This window comes from Streptomyces sp. NPDC002580 (assembly GCF_042889485.1).
Taxonomy (GTDB): Bacteria; Actinomycetota; Actinomycetes; order Streptomycetales; family Streptomycetaceae; genus Streptomyces.
This window is the reverse complement of record NZ_JBIAQZ010000005.1, coordinates 336870-359275: the sequence shown is the minus strand read 5'-3', so window position 1 is coordinate 359275 and position 22406 is coordinate 336870. Positions and strand designations below refer to the sequence as shown.

The window sequence follows — 22406 nt, the reverse complement described above, 5'->3', positions numbered from 1 at the left end:
AGGAACCGTGTTCCGCAGCGAGTTTGCAGATGTACCGGCAGTAGAGGAACCCATCCACGACGCCGTCCTCGGCGGGGCGGCGGAGCGCGGGGACGCGCCCGCGCTCGTCGACGGAGTCGACGGCACCACGCTCACGTACGCCCAACTCGACCATTTCCACCGGAGGCTGGCCGCCGCGCTCGCCGAGGCGGGGCTGCGCAAGGGCGACGTGCTGGCCCTGCACAGCCCGAACACCATCGCCTTCCCGACGGCCTTCTACGCGGCCACCCGGGCCGGGGCGTCGGTCACGACGGTGCACCCGCTCGCCACGCCGGAGGAGTTCGCGAAACAGCTGCGGGACAGCTCGGCCCGCTGGATCGTGACGGTCTCGCCGCTCCTGGAGGCGGCCCGGCAGGCGGCCGAACTCGCGGGCGGCGTGCGGGAGATCTTCGTCTGCGACCAGGCGCCCGGACACCGCTCCCTGCTCGACCTGCTGGGCAGCACCGCGCCCGAACCGAAGGTCGACATCGACCCCGTAGAGGACGTGGCGGCGCTCCCGTACTCCTCGGGCACCACCGGCGTGCCGAAGGGGGTGATGCTCACCCACCGCTCCATAGCCACCAACCTCGCGCAGCTCTCACCGGCCATGCCGATGGGTCCGGGCGACCGCATCCTCGCCGTGCTGCCGTTCTTCCACATCTACGGGCTGACGGCCCTGATGAACGCGCCCCTGCGGCAGGGCGCCACCGTCGTCGTCCTGCCCCGCTTCGAACTCGACACCTTCCTGGCCGCCATCCAGGAGCACCGCATCACCGGCCTGTACGTGGCGCCGCCGATCGTCCTCGCGCTCGCCAAGCACCCGGCGGTCGCCGAGTACGACCTGTCGTCGCTGAAATACATCATCTGCTCGGCCGCGCCCCTGGACGCGACGCTCGCGGCCGCCTGCTCGGCGCGGCTGGGGCTGCCGCCGGTCGGCCAGGCGTACGGCATGACGGAGCTGTCGCCCGGCACGCACGTCGTCCCGCTGAACGCCGAGAACGTCCCCCCGGGGACGGTCGGCAAGCTCGTCGCGGGCACCGAGATGCGCATCGTCTCCCTCGACGACCCCGACCGGGACCTGGGCGTCGGCGAGCCCGGCGAGATCGTCGTCCGGGGCCCCCAGGTCATGAAGGGCTACCTGGGCCGCCCCGACGCGACCGCCGCGATGATCGACCCGGACGGCTGGCTGCGCACCGGGGACGTCGGCCGCGTGGACGAGGACGGCTGGCTGTTCGTCGTCGACCGGGTCAAGGAACTCATCAAGTACAAGGGCTTCCAGGTCGCCCCCGCCGAACTGGAGGCGCTGCTGCTCACCCACCCGGGCATCGCCGACGCGGCCGTCGTCGGCGCCTACAACGAGGACGGGAACGAGGTCCCGCACGCCTTCGTGGTGCGCCAGCCCGCCGCAACCGGCCTCTCCGAGGGAGAGGTGATGATGTACGTCGCCGAGCGCGTCGCCCCGTACAAGCGGGTCCGTCTCGTCACCTTCATCGACGCGATCCCGCGGGCGGCCTCCGGGAAGATCCTCCGAAGGGAACTGCGAGAGCTGTCATGACCCTCGTCCACTCGGCGCACGAGCGCGCCGTCACCACCCTCACCCTCGACTCCCCGGCCAACCGCAACGCCCTGTCGGCCGCCCTCGTCGGAGAGCTGACCGAGGCACTCACCCGCTGCGGCAAGGACGACGAGACCCGCGCGGTCGTCCTGACCCACACCGGGAACACCTTCTGCGCCGGCGCCGACCTGCGCGAACCCCCGCACCCGGACGCGTTCGTCGGCCTGCTCCGGCAGATCGTCGAGCTGCGCAGACCCGTCGTGGCCCGGGTGAGCGGACACGTCCGGGCGGGCGGCCTCGGCCTGCTCGGGGCCTGTGACCTCGCGATCGCCGGCCCGGCGGCCACCTTCGCCTTCACCGAGGTGCGCATCGGGGTCGCCCCCGCCGTCATCTCGCTCCCGCTGCTGCCGCGCGCCGACCCGCGCGCCCTCGCCCGCTACTACCTCACCGGCGAACGCTTCGACGCCGCCGAGGCCGTCCGCGCCGGGCTCCTGACGGCGTCCGGCGACGACGTGGACGCCGTGCTCGCGCCCGTTCTGGAGGGACTGCGCAAGTCCTCCCCGCAGGGCCTCGCCGAGACGAAGGCGCTGCTCACGGCTAAGGTGCTGGAGACCTTCGACCGGGACGCGGCGGACCTGACCGCGCTCTCGGCCCGGCTGTTCTCCTCCGCCGAGGCCCGCGAGGGGATGACGGCCTTCCTCGAACGACGGGATCCCGCATGGGTGGTGTGAGCGCGACGGAACACACGGCACGTACTCCGCACGTACCCAAACAGGACCGCAGCCGGGCCACCCGGCAGCGGCTCCTGGCGGCCGCCGTGTCCTGCCTGGCCGAACACGGCTGGGCGGGCTCCACGGTCTCCGTGGTCGCCGAGCGCGCCGGGGTGTCCCGGGGCGCCGCCCAGCACCACTTCCCGACCCGTGAGGACCTCTTCACCGCGGCGGTGGAGTACGTCGCCGAGGAGCGCTCCACCGCCCTGCGCGCCCTGTTCCCCGACGGCCCCGCCGACCGGCGTGTCGTCGTCACCGCCCTCGTGGACCTGTTCACCGGGCCGCTGTTCCGCGCGGCCCTGCACCTGTGGGTCGCGGCCTCGAACGAGGACCAGCTCCGCTCGCGGGTCACCGAGCTGGAGGCCCGCGTCGGCCGGGAGAGCCACCGCATCGCGGTGGACCTGCTGGGCGCGGACGAAACCCGCCCCGGGGTGCGGGAGACGGTGCAGGGCCTGCTCGACATGGCGCGCGGCCTCGGCCTCGCGAACCTGCTCACCGACGACGCGGCCCGCCGGGAGCGGGTCGTGGCGCAGTGGGGCGAGATCGTCGAGGAGGCGCTGGGCTGAGCGGTGGCCGGCCGTGGTCCCGCCCGTCCCTGCGGGCCGGCCGGCGGCCGGCCCGCTCCCGCCCGCCGTTCAGGGGCTGAGCCGCTCGATCCGCCAGGTGCCGTCGGCCTCGGCCACGTAGCGGAGCCGGTCGTGGAGGCGGTTCTCGCGGCCCTGCCAGAACTCGACCGTGCGCGGGGCGATCCGGAAACCGCCCCAGTGCGGCGGCACCGGCACCGGCTCGCCCTCCGGGTAGCGGTCGCTCAGTTCCGCGTACGAGGCGTCCAGCTCGGTGCGCGAGGAGATGACCGTGGACTGGGTGCTCGCCCAGGCGCCCAGCCGGGAGCCGTGCGGGCGGGTGCGGAAGTACGCGGCGGTCTCGTCCCGGCCGGTGCGCCGCGCCGTCCCGGTGACGATGACCTGCCGGGCCATCGGGTGCCACGGGAAGAGCAGCGAGACGTGCGGGTTCTGCGCCAGCTCGCGGGCCTTGCGCGAGTCGTAGTTGGTGTAGAAGACGAAGCCCCGCTCGTCGTACTGCTTGAGAAGGACCGTGCGCGAGCTGGGCCGGCCCTCGGCGTCCGCGGTGGAGACCACCATCGCGTTGGGTTCGTGCACGAAGCCGTGCACGGCCGCCTGCGCCGCCTGCTTGAACCAGCGGGAGAACTGCTCCATGGGGTGCGCGGCGAGATCGCCCTCGTCGAGGCCCTCGGCGCGGTAGTGCGCCCGCATGGCGGCGGGATCGGCGGCGATCTCCTCGGCCGCGGCCTCGGCGGCCTCGGCCGCGTGCCGGATGAGGGGCTCGGTCGCGGACTCGTCCGGGAAGCGATCGTTCACGCGGTCATCCTGCCGTATCCGGGCCCGCTTCCGGAGGCGGGTGTCCTTCGTCACGCGGTGGCACTCAGTGCCGCGTACTCTCCCCAAAGGTGGCACTCGGAGATATCGTGCTGCTGCCGTTCCGGTTGGAGGACCAGCCGTACGGGGCATCACCGGGGTGACCGCTTCGGACCGCGAGTCGGCGCAGACTGGTCGAAGAGCATTCGGAAGTCTTCGGGGAACGACCGTGGTACCGGCTGGCGAACTGCACAACGTCGACCGTCACCCCTTGCGAGGGCACAGGGTCACCCACACCCCACACCATCATGTGTCGTACACATCACGAGGAGCCGCCTGATGTCCGACTTCGTACCCGGACTCGAAGGAGTCGTCGCGTTCGAGACGGAGATCGCCGAACCGGATAAGGAGGGCGGCGCTCTCCGTTACCGGGGCGTCGACATCGAGGACCTCGTCGGCCATGTCTCCTTCGGAAACGTCTGGGGACTTCTCGTCGACGGCGCCTTCAACCCCGGTCTGCCGCCCGCCGAGCCGTTCCCGATCCCCGTCCACTCCGGTGACATCCGTGTCGACGTGCAGTCCGCGCTCGCCATGCTCGCCCCCGTCTGGGGCCTCAAACCCCTCCTGGACATCGACGAGCAGCAGGCCCGTGAGGACCTCGCCCGCGCCGCCGTCATGGCCCTGTCGTACGTCGCCCAGTCCGCCCGCGGCCAGGGCCACGCGATGGTCCCGCAGAGCGAGATCGACAAGGCCCACTCCGTCGTCGAACGGTTCATGATCCGCTGGCGGGGCGAGCCCGACCCCAAGCACGTCGCCGCCGTCGACGCCTACTGGACCTCGGCCGCCGAGCACGGCATGAACGCCTCCACCTTCACCGCGCGCGTGATCGCCTCGACGGGCGCGGACGTCGCCGCCGCGCTCTCCGGGGCCGTGGGAGCCATGTCGGGCCCGCTGCACGGCGGCGCCCCCTCCCGCGTCCTCGGCATGATCGAGGAGATCGAGCGCACCGGGGACGCCGATGCCTACGTCCGGCACGCCCTCGACAAGGGCGAACGCCTGATGGGCTTCGGACACCGCGTGTACCGCGCCGAGGACCCCCGGGCGCGGGTGCTGCGCCGCACCGCCCGCGAGCTCGGCGCCCCCCGCTTCGAGATCGCCGAGGCCCTGGAGAAGGCCGCCCTCGCCGAGCTCCACGCCCGCCGCCCGGACCGTGTCCTCGCGACGAACGTCGAGTTCTGGGCGGCCATCGTCCTGGACTTCGCCGAGGTCCCGGCGCACATGTTCACGTCCATGTTCACCTGCGCCCGCACCGCGGGCTGGTCGGCGCACATCCTGGAGCAGAAGCGCACGGGCCGGCTGGTACGCCCTTCGGCGCACTACGTGGGGCCCGGCACACGCGGTCCCCAGGAGATCGAGGGATACGCGGACATCGCGCACTGACCCCGCGCACCCGCCCGGTGCGCCGGCCTCGCGCACCGGGCCCGTGGCCGCCGCCGGTCATCACGCGGGAGCGAGCAGCTCCGCGTGGTGGCGGGCGGCGACGAGCGGGTGCGCCCGCAGCTTGCCCTTCAGCTCGTTGAATCCGTACTCGGCGAAGAGCGGATTCGACGGATCGTCGGTGACGCCGGGCGCGGCGGAGGCGTGCGGGAAGGGCAGCGGCTCGACCCGGGCGTCCAGGCGCGGGTTGTAGAAGAACGGGACCGAGAACCGCTCGGTGGCCCCGGCCGGACTCACCACCCGGTGGTTGGTGGCCACGAGGTACCCGTTCGTCGCCACCTCCAGCAGTTCGCCCAGGTTGACCACGAAGGCGCCCGGCAGCGGCGGCACGTCGTGGAAGCGGCCGTCCTCGCGCTGCACCTGGAGGCCCCCGACGCGGTCCTGGAGCAGCAGCGTCAGGAACCCGTAGTCCTTGTGCGCGCCCACGCCCTGGCCGGCGCCGTCGCCCGCGCTTCCCGGGTAGCGCACCAGCTTCAGGTGCGGATGCGCCCGCTCGCCGAAGATCGGGTCGTAGAAGCCGGCGGGCGCCCCGATCGCGGTCAGCAGCTCGCGCAGCAGCCGATCGGCGACGGCGCTCAGCCGCTCGATCCAGGCCAGCGCGGCCGTCCGCAGTTCCGGCAGCGCGGTCGGCCACTGGTTCGGCCCCTCCAGCCACCAGTAGGCGGGCTCGCCGGGGCCGGGTGTCCGGGCGGCGCGCTCGGCGCCGATGTCGAGCTGGTCCCGCCAGTCCTGGCTGCCGCCGGTCCGCTCGTCGCCCGTCCGCGTGTACCCGCGGAAGTGCGGCGAGCCGATGTTGTCGAGGGCCAGCCGGTCGGCCTCGGGGAGGGCGAAGAACCGGCGCATGGCCCGCAGCAGCGCACCGGTCTCGGCCTCGCTCACGCCGTGCCCGGTGAGCTGGAAGAACCCCACGTCGTGGGCGGCGCTGTGCAACTGGGCGTGCAGCAGCGCACGCGCCTGGGGGCCGCGGTCGGCCGCGGAGAGATCGATGATCGGGAGCTGCTGGTACGAGGGGGCCCGTCGCCCGTTCGGGGCAGGCGGGAAGATCGTGTTCGTCGTCATGATGCGTCCGTCGCGGGGTCTACGGGTGCCCGGGCGGCCGCCAGGGGTGGGGCGGGGGCCACGGGTGCCGGGTGAGAGGGGCGGTGCGAAGGGGGCCGGTCAGGCGGAAGGCCGACAGCCCATGCTCGTGACGCGCACGAAATCCACGTGGCGGCGTCGGACGAGCATCGGAGACATGGCGACAGCGTACTGCGGCCGCCCCGATCCAGATGTGACCCCGGTCACGGTCCCCGGTCGCCGGCCTCGGCGCCGGACTCCCTGAACGCCGACGACCCGCGAGCTCGGGTTCCTCCGCCTGGCGGCGAAGGAGCCGGCCGGACGCACCGGCGAGCTCGCGGGTCGGGTGACTGCGTTGGATTGGGCCGGCTGCATGCACATCGCACATGCTGGTCCGGCGCCGAACCGAGTCCGACAACGGGCCGCTAGCCCGCAGTCACCTCGTATGTCCGGATTTCCGTCATGAGCCGAACCACCTCCTCTCCTACGTGGGATCCACTCTAGGAAGGCGTCCGGCGGGCCTCAAGCGATTTATGGGAAGCGGGGGAACGGGTGCCGCCGGGCACGCGGACCGGACATCCGGCGGACAATGATTTCGACCCATCTTCGGGGAACGAGGTGTGGGCTGAGTCACGTTCGAGTTGAATGATGACCAGTGAGCGAACTGTCGCGCCGTACACACGGACGCAGCCTGCAGGGGGTCCAGGTGAGTGCTTCCCGGCGTAGTGGGACCACCGACGAACTGGGGCCGGACGAGCCCGAGCCGGACGGTTCCGATCTGCTTGCCGCGCTGCTGAACGGCATGGACGCGGCCCTGTGCGCCTTCGACGCCGACGGCATCGTGACGCACTGGAACCGCGAGGCCGAACACATCCTCGGCTGGACGGCGGCCGAGGCCGTGGGACGGCGCGGCTTCGCCGGCTGGGCCGTGCGGACCGCGGACGCCGAGGAGGTCGAGGCCCGGCTGATGTCCGCCATGGAGGCGCCCGGCCGCCAGGTGCACGAGTTCGCGCTGCTCACCAAGGACGGCGGCCGCGTGCTCGTCCGCACCCAGTCCGCCGCCGTCCCCGGCCCGGACGGCAAGCCCGCCGGGCTGTACTGCGCCTTCAGCGAGGTCCACACCCAGATCGACCTCGAACGGTCCATAGCCCTGAGCGAGGCCCTCTGCGAGGACGCCGGCTGGGGCGTGGTGCTCGTCGACGCCGACCTGCGGCCCGCCGTGGTCAACGCGTACGCCGCGCGGGCCCTCGGCACCGGACGGACCTCCGTCCTCGGCCGGCCGCTGGGGGAGCTGCTCTCCCAGGGCGTCGAGGAACTGGAGAGCGCCCTGACCCACGTGCTGGCCGAGGGAGCGCCCCCGGCGCCCGCGGAGCTGTGGGTGAGCGTGCGCACGCCCGAGGGCGAACAGCGCCGCTGCTGGCGCAGCGGCTTCCTGCGCCTCGCCTCGCCGCTCGCGGAGGAACCCGTACCCCTGGGCGTCGGCTGGCTCTTCCAGGACGTGACCGAGGCCAGGCGGACCGAGCAGGAGGCGGCGCAACTGCGCTTCCGCGCCAACCAGCTGCATCGCGCGGGCCGGGTCGCGGCGGACTGCGAGGACCCCGGCGAGGCCGCCATCGTCCACCTGGACTTCGCCCTCGCCGGCTTCGCCGACCACGCCCTGGTCGACCGGGTGGCGGGCGGCCGGCTCGCGGACGGGGAGCGGGCCGTGCGGCTCGTCCGGACCGTGGCCACACCCGCCGGAGCGCCCGGGCCCAGCGTCCTGAGCGGGAAGGCCGGGCTGCCGGTCCGCTACGGGGAGGGCCACCCCGCGCTCCAGTGCGTGGAGCGCGCCGGGTCGGTACGGGCGGACGCGGGTGCCGCCGACCCCGACCAGGCGCGCGAGTGGGCTCTCGCCCGCCAGTGGCCGCGGGACTCCGTGCACGCCCTGTGCGCGGTGCTGCGCAGCCGCGGGCGGACGCTGGGAGTCGTGACGTTCCTGCGCAACGCGGGCCGCAGCCGGTTCGAGCGCGCGGACGCGATGTACGCGGAGGACGTGGCCGTCCGGATCGCGACGGCACTCGACCTGGAGGAACTGACGGGACGGCCCTGAGGGACGCCTCGGAAGGCCCCTCCGGCGGCCTCGCGGGCGACGGTTCCAGCCATGGCTCGAACCGCGTCTCGAACGACGGCTCGCGTCGATGTCTCGAAGGGCCCCTCGGGCGCGGGGCGTCAGTGGCGGTAGAAGATCCGGTCCGCGTACTCCGTCATGACCCGGCCGTTCCACTCGTGGCCGCCGTCGACGTTGCCCGAGCGGAGCAGCGGCGGTTCGATGCCGCGGTCGGCGAGGGTGCCGGCGGCGGTGGCCATGACGGCCTGAAGGAGGGCCGCGGTGACGACCGTCGAGGCGGGGGCGAAGGGCGCCTCGACGGAGTCCACGGTGAGTTCCGCGTCACCGACCGGGATCCTGGAGTCGAGGACGACGTCGCAGTGGTCCTTGAGATAGGTGCCCGACACGTGTCGTGACGTCGTCTCGCCGGCGTAGGCGACGGACGTGACGCCGATGACCTTCACGCCCAGGGCGCGGGCGTTCACGGCCATCTCCACGGGGAGGGCGTTGCGGCCGGAGAGCGAGATGATCACCAGCAGGTCGCCGGCGCGGAGCGGGCTGCAGTCGAGGACCGCGCTCGCGAGGCCGTCGACCCGCTCCAGGGCGGAGCCCAGCGTGGCGGGCATGACGTCCACGCCCACGACGCCCGGCACGGTGAGCAGGTTCATCAGGGCGAGACCGCCCGCGCGGTAGACGATGTCCTGCGCGGCGAGCGAGGAGTGCCCGGCGCCGAAGGCGAAGAGCCGGCCGCCGTCGGCGACGGTGTCCGCGATCAGGCTCCCGGCCGCCTCGATCTCCTCGGCGTCCCCGTCCCGCACCTGCCGCAGCAGGCCGATCGCGGCGTCGAAGAACTGCCCGGCCAGCTTGCTGTCGCTCATCGGCGAAGCCCCTTAGAAGTCTCGTCGGCCTGGACGTCTCGTCGGCGTCGGGTCGGCACGGCGGGGCGCGCGGCTGAACCGGTCTCCCCGGCGCGGCCGTGCTCCCGTCGTGTCGCGGATCACGTTGCGGTCTGGACCACTGCCCTGTCAATACGTCCTCCGGGGTGTCGACGGGCACCCCGGAGGCGGCGCGCGGGCGACGGCCGGGACGGATGCCCGCGGGGATTCCCGGGCACTTCGCACCACGGGGTTCCGACGGCGAGGCACGGTTGTCAGTGCTATGCGTCAGAATTGAGGCCAGGGCCAGCGCACACGCCGGTGGGCCATCGAGTCTCCGGCAGAGCTAATCGAGGGGCACGAATGTCCGGACTGATCGACACCACGGAGATGTATCTCCGCACCATCCTCGAGCTGGAGGAGGAAGGCGTTGTCCCCATGCGCGCCCGGATCGCGGAGCGGCTCGACCAGAGCGGCCCGACGGTGAGCCAGACGGTGGCGCGCATGGAGCGGGACGGCCTGGTGGCGGTCGCCAGTGACCGGCACCTGGAGCTCACCGAGGAGGGCCGCAGGCTGGCCACCCGGGTCATGCGCAAGCACCGGCTCGCCGAGTGCCTCCTCGTCGACGTGATCGGTCTGGAGTGGGAGCAGGTGCACGCGGAGGCGTGCCGCTGGGAGCACGTGATGAGCGAGGCGGTGGAGCGCCGCGTGCTGGAGCTGCTGCGCCACCCGACCGAGTCGCCGTACGGGAACCCGATCCCGGGCCTGGAGGAGCTGGGCGAGAAGGACGGCGCCGACCCGTTCCTGGACGAGGGCATGGTCTCGCTGGCCGAGCTGGACCCGGGTCTGGACGGCAAGACCGTGGTCGTCCGGCGGATCGGCGAGCCGATCCAGACGGACGCCCAGCTGATGTACACACTGCGGCGCGCGGGCGTGCAGCCCGGCTCGGTGGTCAGCGTGACCGCGTCGGCCGGCGGGGTCCTCGTGGGCAGCGGCGGCGAGGCCGCCGAGCTGGAGGCGGACGTCGCCTCCCATGTGTTCGTCGCCAAGCGCTGACGCCGTCGGCGGTCGCGTCGCACCGGTTCCCCGGCACCCGCGCCCTCCGCACCGGCCTTCCGGAACTCGCTGTTCCGGTATTCGCGATTCCGGTACTCACCGTTCCGGATACCGGCCTTTTTTCTCCCCGGGGCTTCCGGTGCCCGCGAGGGGCGGTGCCCGGGTGCCGGTCGAGGGGTCGACGGCCGCTGACCTCCACGTCGGTGCCCGGGCGCCCGCCGGACACCGTGGGGCGCACGTGGTCCGTCGCACCCCGGGTGTGTCAACTGCTGTGACTGTAGGGGGAGTTGTGATGCTTTCGCGACCTGGCCGAAAGCGAGATTCAGTGTGTGGAATCGCAGCGCCGGGACCGTTTGCGTGCAAGGCTGTCGCGTGAGGCATATGACCTGAGGGCTCTTGACCGTGTCCGGGAGCGATGGTGTGCGGTCGAGGAGGGGGCGTAAGGATGTGCCGTAGATGTGGAGAGGGCCCCGGCGCCTTCCGGCGCCGGGGCCTGTCCTCCCCTGTGCTGACCTGGAGCCCCGAGCTCTCAAGGTCATTCCCCTCGGACCGTTTTCCCCGAGCGGTCCGCCTCCCGCTGAAGATCTCCCCGCGGCGACGGCGGTCAATCCTTGCGGATGGTCACTCGAACGAGGGGTGTTGCGGCCAGAAAGCCCATTCTCGAAACCCCATTCGATAACGTGACGGTGTGGCAGGAGTGCACGAACGGACACCGAGCAGCAGGAGCAGCGGCAGGAAGCGGTACGAGTGGACCGGCCGGTCGAGCGGGAGCGAGCCGGCCCGAGCGAGCTAGGGGGGTGCCATTACCGATGGTGCGTCGCATCGACGTGACGGGAGCGGGCGGCGTACGCCTGGCTGCGTGGGAGTTCGCCGATCCTCCCAAAAATGATCAGCCGAGGGCCTCCGAGGCACCCGGCGTGCTGTTACTGCACGGCCTCATGGGCCGTGCCTCGCACTGGGCGTCCACCGCCCGCTGGCTCTCCGAGCGGCACCGTGCCGTAGCCCTCGACCAGCGCGGCCACGGCCAGAGCGCCAAGGCCCCGGAGGCCGAGTACACCCGGGAGGCCTACGTCGAGGACGCCGAGGCCGCCCTCGAACAGCTCGGACTCGGACCGGCCGTCCTCATCGGCCACGCGATGGGCGCCCTGACCGGCTGGCAGCTCGCCGCCAAGCGCCCCGACCTCGTCCGCGCCCTGATCATCTGCGACATGCGGGCCTCGGCACTGGGCGCCGCCTCGCAGCGGGAATGGGAGGACTGGTTCAAGGCCTGGCCCGTCCCCTTCGCCACGCTCGCCGACGTACGGAAGTGGTTCGGCGAGGACGATCCCTGGGTGGAGCGCCGCAACCCCTTCCGCGGCGAGTTCTACGCCGAGGTGATGCACGAGTGCCCCGACGGCTGGCGCCCGGTCTTCGAACCGGAACAGATGCTCAAGTCCCGTCAGACATGGGTGTACGACGCCCACTGGGAGGAGCTCACCCAGGTCCGGTGCCCCGCCCTGGTCGTCCGGGGGCTCGACGGCGAGCTCGGCCGGGCCGAGTCCCAGGAGATGGTCCGCGTCCTGCCGCGCGGCCAGTACGCGGAGGTCGCCGACGCCGGCCATCTCGTCCACTACGACCAGCCGGAAGCGTGGCGGGCCGCGATCGAGCCGTTCCTGGACGGCGTGCTCACCGGCTAGGAACGGAGCGCACGTCCTGCGGGCGGTCCCGTCCCGGTCCCACGGACGGCCGCCGCCCCCGTCCCGGGCGCGGGACCGGGACGGCGCCGCCGGCGCGTGCTCAGCCCTTGCTGACGGCCGCGAGGATCTCCGGCAGGCGCCGGGCGGTGCGGGGCGCCGCGAGGCGGAGCCCGAGCAGCGTGATCAGCGCGCCGTAGCCGGCGCCCACGGGCAGCAGCAGCCAGCTCCACCGCTCCCCGTCCGCGCTCACGTTCAGCCAGATCGTGAGGGCGATGACGGGGGCGGCCAGCAGGGCGGCCGAGACCATGCCGCCGAAGATGGCGATCCAGGCGAGACCGGCCTGACCGGGGGCCACGTTCTTGTAGCCCTCCTGGGGGATGGAGTACGGGAAGCGGGCCGAGGACCAGGCGCCGGTCGCGAGCATCGCGCCGAGCAGCGCGAAGGACAGGCCGAGCACCGCGGGCAACTGCCACCAGCTGTCCAGCAGCGCGGTCGTCAGGACGGTCACGAGCGTCGCGTACGGCAGGGTGATCACCAGCAGCGCCAGCGCACGCCCGCGCAGTTCGACGTACGCGTCCCGGGTCGAGGAGATCGTCATCGCGACCATCCAGAACGCGGACGTGTCCTGGCCGAACTGGTTGTACATCTGGATCCCGAGCATCCCCGCCGCGAAGCACGCGAAGTAGACCGTGCCGGTCCCCTGGAGGGCGTTGAACACCGGCACGATCAGTCCGATGGCCAGCGAGGTCACCCACGCGGCCTTGGTCTTCGGATCGCGCCACACGTACCGCAGGCTGCGTTCCATGACCGTCCCGGTGCGCCCGGCCGGAAGCAGCCGCGCCAGGCCCGACGAGCCCCGCTCCCGCCCGGTGGGCTCCGCCGCCTGGAGCGTGGACCCGTCGGGCGAGGTCATCAGCCGGGTCAGATGGCGGGACCAGAGGGTCAGCAGCCCCACCAGGGCACCCGCGCACAGGGCGAGTTGCGCGATCCCGCTCCCGTACGACCCGTCGCTCACCGAGTCCACGGCACCGATCGCCGACGCGGGCGGAACCCAGCGCAGGACCTCCACCGCCGGGTCCAGCGTGGACAGCCCGCCCGTCGAACCGAGCCGCTGCACACCGAAGTTGACCAGCTGCACCCCGACCGCGACGACGAGTCCGCTGAGCACCGCCAGATCGCGGCCCTTGCGGCTGGACAGCAGCCGGATGTTGGCGGCCGCGACCGCCCGCGCCAGGGCCACACAGACCAGCAGGGCGAGCGCGAGGGCGACGACCGCCGTCACGTACGCCGCGGTCCCGTGCGCGAGGGAGATCACCGAACCGGCCAGCAGACAGAGCGTGAACAGCGGCCCGATGCCGACCAGCGAGGCGGCCAGCAGCGCCCGGACGAGCGGCTGCGGCCGCAGTGGCAGCATCACCAGCCGCGTCGGATCGAGCGTCTCGTCACCGCCGGGGAAGAACAGCGGCATCACGGCCCAGCCGAGCGCCAGCACCGTCACGAGCGGCACGGCGACGGTGGCGGCGTGCTCGTTGCCGCGCAGCGCGATCAGCCCGATCAGCTGGAGCGCGGCGAGGAACAGGACGAGCACCACGGAGAGGACGTAGGCCGCCCGCCGTCCGGCGGACTGCCGCAGCCCGTTGCGCAGCAGCGACAGCTTCAGACGGACCACGACGGGGGTGATCGAGGCGGCGGAGGCGCCCGGGGCGGCGCTCACCGGGGAGCCCCGCCGCCCAGCCAGTCGAGATCCGTCGCGACGCCGCGGCCGTGCGCGCCGACCAGTTCCAGGAAGGCCTGCTGGAGCGAGGGCGCGCCGCCGCGGACCTCCGCGAGCGGGCCGTACGCCCGGATGCGCCCGGCGGCCATGACGGCCACCCAGTCGCACAGCGACTCGACCAGCTCCATCACGTGGGAGGAGAAGACCACGGTGGCGCCGGAGGCGGTGTACCGCTCCAGGACACCGCGGATGGTCTGCGCGGAGACGGGGTCGACGCCCTCGAACGGCTCGTCGAGGAAGAGGACTTCGGGGTTGTGGAGGAGCGCGCAGGCCAGGCCGATCTTCTTGCGCATGCCGGTCGAGTAGTCGACGACGAGTTTGTGCTGCGCGCCCGCGAGGTCGAGGACGTCGAGCAGCTGGGTGGCGCGCTTGTCGACCTCGGCTCCGGGCAGGCCCCTCAACCGGCCGGTGTACGCGAGCAGTTCCCGCCCGGAGAGCCGCTCGAAGAGCCGCAGCCCCTCGGGCAGCACCCCGATCCGCGCCTTCACCTCCACAGGGTCGCGCCACACGTCGTGGCCGACCACCTCGACGGTGCCGTCATCGGGCCTCAGCAGCCCCGTCACCATCGACAGGGTGGTGGTCTTGCCGGCTCCGTTCGGCCCGACGAGCCCGATGAACCGCCCCGCGGGCAGCTCCAGATCGATCCCGGCGACGGCGATCTGTTCCCCGAACCGCTTCCAAAGCCCCCGCACACGCACGGCGGGCACCCCGTCGTCCTTCGCTCCCACGCTCATGAAGGCACCCTAAGGGCCCAGGGCGGCCCGGAGGCGTGGGGGAGCCGTGCGGCCGGCCGTGACGGACCGACGGGCGCCGGCCGCCGCCGGTGCCCCGCTCAGGCGGTGACGGCGGGTCCGTCGCCCGGCCCGCCGCCGGGCGCGGACGTCACCGGTCCCGTCCGCAGGCGTAGGCCAGCGGCGAGATCAGCTCCTCCGCGTCCGGCAGCCACCGGTTCGCGGGCGTCGGCCGGCACGCCCACTGCACGGCACCGCCGGACCCGAACCGGGTCGGCGGCGCGGCCACGTAGGCGCCCTCGCCGAGCGCGACCAGGTCGAGCGAGGCCGGTGGCCAGCCCAGCTTCCGTACGAGATCGGGGACCTTCGCCGCGGCGCCGGGAAGAACGAAGAAGTGCATGCGCCGGTCCGGTGCGCAGGTCACCGGTCCGAGGGTGAGCTCCATCCGCTCCATGCGGGCGAGCGCCAGGAACCCGGCCGTCTCGGGCACCTCGATCGCGTCGAACGTCCGGCCGGTGGGAAGGAGGATCGACGCCGTCGGCTCCTCGGACCAGAGTCGGCGGGCCACGGTCGCGCTGCCCGTCGCCTGGGTCGGCCAGTCCTCGCGCGTCGGATGCGCTCCGGGCAGGACACAGGCCGGCTCGCCGCAGGAACAGCGCTGCACCCCGGCGACCGCTTCCAGCCAGGTGCCGGGGAACACGTCCCAGTGGCGTTCCTCGGCATAGCGCACGGCGGTTTCCTGCAGCGACTCGCCACGCTGCTGGGGGATCTGTGCGGACTCGGTGCCTGCGATGGTCTCTTCCACGTGGGACTCAACTCCCGCGTCCACCCCGGGTTACGGGGGACACGCGCGCGGGGGAGGGGCATCGATTCCCCACCTGGGGCGCATGGATGCACGTGTGGGGGCGCGCGGGGGGAACGGCAGCCGGTACTGGGTAATCAGGGATGGGGTCGGGCAACCGCCCTTACCCCGGCAATCCTCACATGTCTCGCATCTTCGGTATGTCTGCGGGGCATTGATCTTCCTGGCCAGCCTCGTCCGACGGACCGGCCGGTGAGGACACGTCAACTCGGTGCGTGGGCAGGCACCGCAGCCACAGGGGGTACGCCATGGCCGCAAGGCCTCTCATCGCCAGGCAGCCGAACGAACGACTTCAGGCGCTCATCCAGGAGGCGGGCTGTTCGAACGCCGGGCTGGCCCGCCGCGTCAACATGTGCGGCGCGGAGCACGGCCTCGACCTGCGCTACGACAAGACGTCCGTCGCGCGCTGGCTGCGCGGTCAGCAGCCCCGTGGACGGGCTCCGGCGATCATCGCCGAGGCGCTCGGCCGCAAGCTCGGCCGGACGGTCACGATCGACGAGATCGGCATGGCCAACGGCAAGAACCTCGCGTCCGGCGTCGGCCTCCAGTTCTCGCCGACGATACTGGGCGCCATCGAGCAGGTCTGCGAGCTGTGGCGCAGCGACGTGGGGCGACGGGACTTCCTGTCCGGGTCGTCCGTGGCCTCCTCCGCGCTCGTCGAGCCGAGCCGTGACTGGCTGATCTCGTCGCCGGACACGCAGGTCGCGCGCTCGGCGGGCCCGCGCGTCGGGCTCTCGGACGTGGCGGCGGTCCGCGCGATGACCCAGGCCCTCGTCGACCTCGACCACCAGTACGGCAGCGGGCATGTGCGCCCGGTCGTCGTGCACTACCTCAACAGCGTGGTCTCCGGGCTGCTCGCCGGCTCCTACCGGGAGGCCGTCGGACGCGAACTGTTCGCCGCCGTCTCCCGGTTGACGGAACTCGCCGGCTACATGGCCATCGACACCGGTCAGCCCGGGCTCGCCCAGCGCTACTACATCCAGGCGCTGCGGCTCGCCCAGGCGGCCGGCGACCGCGGCTACGGCGGCTACGTCCTGGCCGCGTCCATGAGCCACCTGGCCGCGCAGCTCGGCAACCCGCGCGAGATCGCGCAGTTGGCGCGCGCGGCCCAGGAGGGAGCGCGGGGACGGGTGACCCCGCGCGCGGAGTCGATGTTCCACGCCGCCGAGGCCCGCGGGCACGCGCTGCTCGGCGACGCGCGCGCGGCGCACGTGGCGTCCGGCCGGGCGGTCACCGCGCTGGAGGGCGCCGACGCGGCCTCGGGCGACGACCCGACGTGGATCGCGCACTTCGACGAGGCCTACCTGGCCGACGAGTTGGCCCACTGCCACCGCGACCTCGGCCAGGCGGAGGCCGCCGCGCGCTGCGCCGAGGAGTCCCTGGCCGGGCACCCCGAGTCGCGCGCCCGCCGCCGGGCCATCGGCTATGTCCTGCTGGCCACGGCACAGGTCCAGCAGCGCGAGGTGGAGCAGGCCTGCCACACCGGTCTGCGCGCCGTCGAACTGCTCGGCACACTCCGCTCCAACCGGGGCGCCGAGTACCTGGAGGACCTGCAACTGCGTCTGGAGCCGTTCCGGGACGAGGCGGTGGTGCGGGAGTTCGGGGCGCGCATGGAGTTGCAGGCGGCGGCGTGAACGTCCGCAGGCCGCACGTGGGTTGACGTGCGTGTCCGGTATCGGGGGACCTGGGCGCACGTGGGGGGCGCACGCCGCGTGCGCCCCACGCGAAGCCCGCGGGCGCGGATTGGCGCGGACCGGTGCGGGGCGGCGCGGACCGGCGCGGGGGCGGCCGGGCGCCGAGGAGAGGCGTTGCCCGGGGGGCGGGACGAACGAGAAGGAGGAGAAGGAGGAGAAGGAGGGGCGAGGGAGGAGAGGGGCGGGCGCCGCCTGTACCGGTGTGGGGCCGTACCCGTAGGTGGCCGTACCCGTGCGGGGCGCGCGGGACGAGGCCGCCGTACCCGCGGGGTACGGTCGCGCGAGCGCCGAGTCCCGTGCGGTTGTGATCATTTATCTCACTCCCCGGGCCACCGCTCGCGTGAACATATGGCCTGTACCGGCGTGAACGCCGGGAAAACACGGGCACGGTGAGCGGGGGAAGTGAAATACAGCGCATTCGGGGGTGGTTTCGTTACCCGTGTCACAGGGTGCGGAGGCCAGGCCCCGGGCTGCGTGGCACCGGGTCCCGGGGACCCGGTAGCGTGAGCCGACGATTCCGAAGGTCCCCCATTCGTAGGAGTCCCGGTGACGCAGAGTGGACAGGGCGAGGAGCCCTCGGCGCGGCCCGCGCGCGAAGGCATCGTGCTGCCCTCCGACGGCAGCGAGCCGCTGCTGCCGGGTAACACGGGTGACCGCGCGACGCCGGCGGTCGGTCAGGCCTGGAGCCGGCCGTGGGGTCCCGACCAGTCGGCCGCCCAGGCCCCGCCGTCCGGCGACGGCTGGGGAGCACCGGTGAACGACGCCCCGGGATGGGGCTCCGCCGAGCCGTCCCCGTCGACGCCTCCCGCCCCGGACTGGGGCGCCTCCACGTCCTCCGCGTCCCAGGGCTGGCCGCAGTCGGACCCGCACGGCGCCCACCAGCAGCCGCAGGGATTCGGCGGGCAGCAGGCCCCCGGTGCCGGACCGCTGCCGCCCGAGGCCGCGCAGTCGTCTTCGTACGGCGCCCAGGACGGCTATGCGCCGGGGGCGCACGGCTCGCAGGCGGCCGCCGGGTACGACGCCTACGGCGGCTACGGGGCCCAGGGACAGCAGGCCGGACAGTCCACGCCGCTCCCGCCCGGTGGCGACGACGGCGCCACTCAATACATTCCGTACATACCGGCCGCTCCGGGCGGCGCCGAGGGGGCGACCCAGTTCATACCGCCCGTCCCCGCCGCGCCGGACGAGGGCGCCACCCAGTTGATACCGCCGGTGGGGCCGGGCGCTCTGCCGCCCGAGGTCCGGTCGGACGCGACGCACTTCCTCGGGCGCGCCGCCCAGGGCGGTCCCGGTGGCGGACCGGACGCCGACGCCACGCAGTACATCGCCCCCGTGCCCGCGCAGCCGGCCGGTCCCTACGGGATGCGCTCGGGCGAGCCGGAGGAGCGGCAGCCTCCCGCGGAGTTCGACAGTCTCTTCCGCAGCGAGCCGGAGATGTCCGGGGCGACGACGCAGATGCCGCGCGTCGACGCCTCCGTGGCCCAGGCCCCGCGCGGCGCGCACGACGCGTACGGCGCGCAGTCCGCGCCCGGCGGCCCCGGCGGCAGGGCCGCCGCGCGGCGTGGCGGCCCCTCCGACGGTGACGGCGCGGGCGGCGGCGGTGGCCGCAGCGGCTCACGCCTCCCGCTGATCGCGGCCGTCGGGATCGGCATCGTCGTGCTCGGCGTCGGCGCGGGCGCCCTGCTCAGCGGCGGCGGCGGAGACGACGAGGGCGGCGACGACACCGGCAAGCAGGTGGCCGCGACGGCGCCCGCGACCCAGGGCTCCTCGGCGCCCGCGGCCGATCCGGCGAAGGCGCAGGCCGTCGAGCTGGACAAGCTCCTCGCGGACAGCGGCAACAGCCGTGACTCGGTGATCAGGGCCGTCGAGAACGTGAAGGTGTGCAACAACCTCGACCAGGCGGCCAGCGACCTTCGGGACGCGGCCGAGCAGCGGAGCGAGCTGGTGACCCGGCTCGCCGCGCTGGAGGTCGACAAGCTGCCGAGCCACGACGCGCTGTCCGCCGCTCTCACCGACGGCTGGAAGGCGTCCGCGGCGGCCGACAACCACTACGCGGCCTGGGCCGACCAGGTCAAGGGCAAGAAGGGCTGCCGCAAGGGCCAGGCACGCGCCACCGGGCAGACCCGGGCGGGCGACAACGCCAGCGGCACGGCCTCCGCCCAGAAGGAGAAGGCCGCGGCGCTCTGGAACTCCATCGCGTCCAAGTACAGCCTGACGCAGCGGACCCGCACCCAGCTGTGACCGGGTCGGGAGACCGACGGAGGCCCGGGCTCCACGCCGAACGGCGTGGAGCCCGGGCCTCCGTCGCCGTCGGCCCTAGTCCGCGTTCTCCAGCGTCTTCGACATGTTGACGAACGAGGCCCGGTCCGCCGCGAGTTGGCCGTTGCGTACGACCTGGAAGGTGACGTCGGCGTTGACGAGGCGCGGGAAGTCGACGGCCGCGATCATGTCCTCGAACCGCCAGCTGAGCGTCGGCGTGAGGCCGCCGGTGTTCACCTTGAGGCCGTTGTCGAGCGTGCGCCGGACGGTGAGCGGGGAGATCTCGCCCGCCCCGAGGGACTCGATCACCTTCCGCAGCACGGTGTAGGCGATCCAGGTGGTCTGGACGCCCGCGTCGGTGGGATCGATCCGGTTGTCGCCGAAGGCCTGCTCCTTGATCACCCTGCGCATCTCGTTCCAGCGCGCGTCGTTCGACGTCGGGTACCAGCCGGTGACGTACGAACCCTCGTACGGGCTCGACCTGCCGCCGCTGGCGTCGATCTGCGACTGGTCGATGCTGCCGAGGACGGTTCCGGTGCGCACCTTCGAGTAGTCCGAGCTGTCGCGCCGGAAGGAGTCCATGAACGTTCTCGTGCGGTCTCCGAGGGCCGGGACCACGCAGCCCCGCTCGGCCGGGTCGGAGGTCGCGTGCCGGAGTGCCTGCCGCGTCGTCGCCGAGTACTCGGTGGCGTCCTCGGCCGCCAGCTGGTCGGCCGCCGCCGCGTGGCCCTGCGACTTCAGGCCGGAGTTGATCAGCACCGGGAGTTCGTCACCGGCGATGGTGTCGGGGCGGATGAGCGAGACCGGGCCGCAGCTCTTCCCGAGCTGCTGGCCGAGGCCGGCCAGCAGGGCGGGCTGGCCGCCGTTGACGGGGTACGAGAGCGGGCTCGTGAACTCCTCGTCGGTGAGGCCGAAGCCGCCTATGTAGGGGATGCCGGCGCTCTCCAGCGGGGCGAGGAACGAGCGGCTGTGCTGGCTGTAGGAACCGACGACCGCGACGACCTCCTCGTGGGCCGCCCGCTCGGCGCAGTGCGCGGCGTCGATCGAGTCGTTGTGGTCGTTGCAGGTGAGGACCTCCAGCTCGCGGCCGTTGATGCCGCCGTGGGCGTTGACCCAGCGCGCGTAGGCCTTCGCGAGGGCCGGCATTCCCGGCCTGTTGGTCGCGTCGGTCTTCTCCGGGGCCCAGGTCATCACCTTGACGGGGCCGTCTCCGGCGCCCCCCGCGGTGCCGGGGATGACCCCGCACCCGACGGCGAGCGACGCGCACGCCACTATCGCGCCGGCGTACAGCAGGGTGCCCCTTGAGGGCCGGGGCGGAGTGAGGGGTGAGGTGGTGCGAGTACGTCGCCTACCGGTCATGGACACGCACGATTCCCTCACATCGAGAACCCTCGTGTGACACACGGTCGACGAGGGGTGACGTAGAAGTGAATTGCGGGGGCCGCTGAACTGTTTTTCGCGGGGAACGTACGATCGGTGACCGTGCAAGGTTCGGAGAACTCTTCCCGTCGCGGCAGTCGCTCATCCACCATGGGCGGTATGCCACTGAACGACATGCCATGGTGGCGCTGGCGCAGCAATGTGCGTTCCGCGCTGCACATGCTTTCCGACCCCGCCTTCCAGCGGGACGTCTGGCTCGCCGGTGTCGACGGGTACGGGGACGTCACCGACGCCGTGTACCGACTGGTCGAGGACACGTGGCTGGACAACTGGTCGGCCGAGAAGTACGTCGGCACGATCTTCCGCGACTCCCAGGAGGCGGCCCTCGTGGACGCCGCCGTCCTGCGGGTCCTGCGGATCATGCACCAGGTCGGGCCCGACGCGCCGGTCTCCGCGTATCTCGACCACCCGGCGTGGCCGGAGGCGCTGGCCGCCGCGCGCGCGGCGCACGTACGGATGGCGGGGAGCGACGGCGAGGACCCGGACGCGCCCCCGCGCACCCTGGAGATCCTGCGCATCCTGACGCGGTCGGCCTAGCGGTCGGACCGGTGGTCGGACCGGTGGTCGGTCCAGCGGTAGGACCGCATGCCGGCCGGGCGGGGGCGCGGGCTGGTCCGCGAGGTGCCCGTGCCGGGCTTCGGGGCCGGGAGTGAGGCGCGCGTCCGGTTCCGGCGAGGCGCCCGCGCGGTGTACGCCCCGCGTCCGCGTGGCGGGACGGCCGTCCGTCGCGCGCGGCCGGTATGGGAACCTGTCCCGCATGACTGAGCCGTCCGTCCGCGGGACCGCGCCCGCCTCCGAGCAGTACGTCCTGACCCTCTCCTGCCCCGACAAGCAGGGCATCGTGCACGCCGTGTCGAGCTACCTGTTCATGACCGGCTGCAACATCGAGGACAGTCAGCAGTTCGGCGACCACGACACGGGTCTGTTCTTCATGCGGGTCCACTTCTCGGCCGAGTCGCCGGTGACGGTGGAGAAGCTGCGTGCCAGCTTCACGGCGATCGGCGACGCCTTCCACATGGAATGGCAGATCCACCGGGCCGAGGACCGGATGCGGGTCGTCCTCATGGTCAGCAAGTTCGGTCACTGCCTGAACGACCTGCTCTTCCGCGCGCGGATCGGCGCGCTGCCCGTCGACATCGCCGCCGTGGTCTCCAACCACACGGACTTCGCGGAGCTGGTGGGGTCGTACGACATTCCCTTCCACCACATCGCGGTGACGAGGGACACCAAGGCGGAGGCCGAGGCGCAGCTGCTGGAGCTGGTGCGCGAGAAGGGCGTCGAACTGGTCGTCCTCGCCCGCTACATGCAGGTCCTCTCGGACGACCTCTGCAAGCAGCTCAGCGGCCGGATCATCAACATCCACCACTCCTTCCTGCCGAGCTTCAAGGGTGCGAAGCCGTACCACCAGGCGCACACCCGCGGTGTGAAGCTCATCGGCGCCACCGCGCACTACGTCACCGCCGACCTCGACGAGGGCCCGATCATCGAGCAGGAGGTCGAGCGGGTCGGCCACGACGTCACCCCCGACCAGCTGGTCGCCATCGGCCGTGACGTGGAGTGCCAGGCGCTGGCCCGCGCGGTGAAGTGGCACGCGGAGCGCCGCATCCTGCTCAACGGGCGCCGGACGGTCATCTTCGCCTGACGCCGTGACGCCGTGACGCCGTGACGCCGTGACGCCGTG

The 22406-nt window shown here is 72.8% G+C and carries 18 protein-coding genes; 11 read left to right on the top strand and 7 right to left on the bottom strand.

Features of this window, described 5'->3' with window-relative positions; all coding sequences use genetic code 11:
- The first annotated feature begins 7 nt into the window (after window positions 1–7).
- From ACFYW7_RS18285 to ACFYW7_RS18275, 3 genes are read left to right on the top strand one after another with little or no spacing between them, the layout of a single operon-like run.
- Window positions 8–1573 carry a 4-coumarate--CoA ligase family protein gene (locus tag ACFYW7_RS18285; RefSeq protein ID WP_389503320.1) on the top strand — a complete coding sequence of 522 codons (1566 nt, stop codon included), beginning with the start codon at window positions 8–10 and terminating at the stop codon, window positions 1571–1573.
- Entirely contained in the window at window positions 1570–2304 is a 735-nt protein-coding gene (locus ACFYW7_RS18280) for an enoyl-CoA hydratase family protein (RefSeq protein ID WP_389503318.1), read from the top strand. Before ACFYW7_RS18285 ends, ACFYW7_RS18280 begins: the two co-directional genes overlap by 4 nt.
- The gene (locus ACFYW7_RS18275) at window positions 2292–2909 is read left to right on the top strand and encodes a TetR/AcrR family transcriptional regulator (protein WP_389503316.1); all 618 of its coding nucleotides are present in this window, start codon (window positions 2292–2294) and stop codon (window positions 2907–2909) included. The genes ACFYW7_RS18280 and ACFYW7_RS18275 overlap by 13 nt, the downstream gene beginning before the upstream one ends.
- A 69-nt stretch (window positions 2910–2978) precedes the next feature.
- Here the strand turns inward: ACFYW7_RS18275 and pdxH are convergent, their stop codons facing one another.
- A complete protein-coding gene (gene pdxH / locus ACFYW7_RS18270; RefSeq protein ID WP_389503732.1) occupies window positions 2979–3617 on the bottom strand; it encodes a pyridoxamine 5'-phosphate oxidase in 639 nt (212 codons plus the stop codon).
- A 441-nt stretch (window positions 3618–4058) separates the two neighbouring features.
- Here pdxH and ACFYW7_RS18265 point away from each other — a divergent pair, with 441 nt between their 5' ends.
- On the top strand, window positions 4059–5159 hold the full coding sequence (locus tag ACFYW7_RS18265; RefSeq protein WP_389503314.1) for a citrate synthase 2: 1101 nt from the start codon (window positions 4059–4061) through the stop codon (window positions 5157–5159).
- Between the two features lie 60 nt (window positions 5160–5219).
- Here the strand turns inward: ACFYW7_RS18265 and ACFYW7_RS18260 are convergent, their stop codons facing one another.
- The gene (locus tag ACFYW7_RS18260; protein WP_389503312.1) at window positions 5220–6275 is read right to left on the bottom strand and encodes an isopenicillin N synthase family dioxygenase; all 1056 of its coding nucleotides are present in this window, start codon (window positions 6273–6275) and stop codon (window positions 5220–5222) included.
- A 703-nt stretch (window positions 6276–6978) separates the two neighbouring features.
- Between ACFYW7_RS18260 and ACFYW7_RS18255 the strand changes: the two genes are divergently transcribed.
- Window positions 6979–8361 carry a PAS domain-containing protein gene (locus ACFYW7_RS18255; RefSeq protein ID WP_389503310.1) on the top strand — a complete coding sequence of 461 codons (1383 nt, stop codon included), beginning with the start codon at window positions 6979–6981 and terminating at the stop codon, window positions 8359–8361.
- Between the two features lie 119 nt (window positions 8362–8480).
- Here the strand turns inward: ACFYW7_RS18255 and ACFYW7_RS18250 are convergent, their stop codons facing one another.
- On the bottom strand, window positions 8481–9236 hold the full coding sequence (locus tag ACFYW7_RS18250) for an SIS domain-containing protein (RefSeq protein WP_389503308.1): 756 nt from the start codon (window positions 9234–9236) through the stop codon (window positions 8481–8483).
- Between the two features lie 360 nt (window positions 9237–9596).
- Between ACFYW7_RS18250 and ACFYW7_RS18245 the strand changes: the two genes are divergently transcribed.
- Complete coding sequence (locus tag ACFYW7_RS18245; protein ID WP_389503306.1) at window positions 9597–10289, top strand: metal-dependent transcriptional regulator; 693 nt, start codon at window positions 9597–9599, stop codon at window positions 10287–10289.
- A gap of 809 nt (window positions 10290–11098) precedes the next feature.
- Window positions 11099–11965, top strand: coding sequence for an alpha/beta fold hydrolase (locus ACFYW7_RS18240; protein ID WP_389503304.1), 867 nt, complete (start codon window positions 11099–11101; stop codon window positions 11963–11965).
- Window positions 11966–12065: 100 nt separating this feature from the next.
- On the opposite strand, the gene ACFYW7_RS18235 is transcribed toward ACFYW7_RS18240, so the two are convergent.
- The 3 genes from ACFYW7_RS18235 to ACFYW7_RS18225 all read right to left on the bottom strand — a co-directional run bounded on the left by ACFYW7_RS18235 (window position 12066) and on the right by ACFYW7_RS18225 (window position 15275).
- Window positions 12066–13679, bottom strand: coding sequence for a transporter (locus ACFYW7_RS18235; protein ID WP_389503302.1), 1614 nt, complete (start codon window positions 13677–13679; stop codon window positions 12066–12068).
- On the bottom strand, window positions 13676–14473 hold the full coding sequence (locus ACFYW7_RS18230; protein ID WP_389503300.1) for an ABC transporter ATP-binding protein: 798 nt from the start codon (window positions 14471–14473) through the stop codon (window positions 13676–13678). Before ACFYW7_RS18230 ends, ACFYW7_RS18235 begins: the two co-directional genes overlap by 4 nt.
- A gap of 148 nt (window positions 14474–14621) precedes the next feature.
- The gene (locus ACFYW7_RS18225; RefSeq protein ID WP_389503298.1) at window positions 14622–15275 is read right to left on the bottom strand and encodes a bifunctional DNA primase/polymerase; all 654 of its coding nucleotides are present in this window, start codon (window positions 15273–15275) and stop codon (window positions 14622–14624) included.
- 305 nt (window positions 15276–15580) lie between these two features.
- Here ACFYW7_RS18225 and ACFYW7_RS18220 point away from each other — a divergent pair, with 305 nt between their 5' ends.
- Both ACFYW7_RS18220 and ACFYW7_RS18215 read left to right on the top strand, forming a co-directional pair.
- Window positions 15581–16966: a transcriptional regulator gene (locus tag ACFYW7_RS18220; RefSeq protein ID WP_389503296.1), complete on the top strand. Its 1386-nt coding sequence runs from the start codon at window positions 15581–15583 to the stop codon at window positions 16964–16966.
- Between the two features lie 606 nt (window positions 16967–17572).
- On the top strand, window positions 17573–19267 hold the full coding sequence (locus tag ACFYW7_RS18215) for a hypothetical protein (RefSeq protein WP_389503294.1): 1695 nt from the start codon (window positions 17573–17575) through the stop codon (window positions 19265–19267).
- A gap of 75 nt (window positions 19268–19342) precedes the next feature.
- Here the strand turns inward: ACFYW7_RS18215 and ACFYW7_RS18210 are convergent, their stop codons facing one another.
- The gene (locus ACFYW7_RS18210; RefSeq protein ID WP_389503292.1) at window positions 19343–20644 is read right to left on the bottom strand and encodes an ABC transporter substrate-binding protein; all 1302 of its coding nucleotides are present in this window, start codon (window positions 20642–20644) and stop codon (window positions 19343–19345) included.
- Window positions 20645–20761: 117 nt separating this feature from the next.
- On the opposite strand from ACFYW7_RS18210, the gene ACFYW7_RS18205 reads away from it, so the two are divergent.
- Together ACFYW7_RS18205 and purU are read left to right on the top strand one after the other, a co-directional pair.
- Entirely contained in the window at window positions 20762–21262 is a 501-nt protein-coding gene (locus tag ACFYW7_RS18205) for a hypothetical protein (protein ID WP_389503290.1), read from the top strand.
- Between the two features lie 220 nt (window positions 21263–21482).
- Complete coding sequence (purU, locus tag ACFYW7_RS18200) at window positions 21483–22367, top strand: formyltetrahydrofolate deformylase (protein WP_389503288.1); 885 nt, start codon at window positions 21483–21485, stop codon at window positions 22365–22367.
- The last annotated feature ends 39 nt before the right edge of the window (window positions 22368–22406 follow it).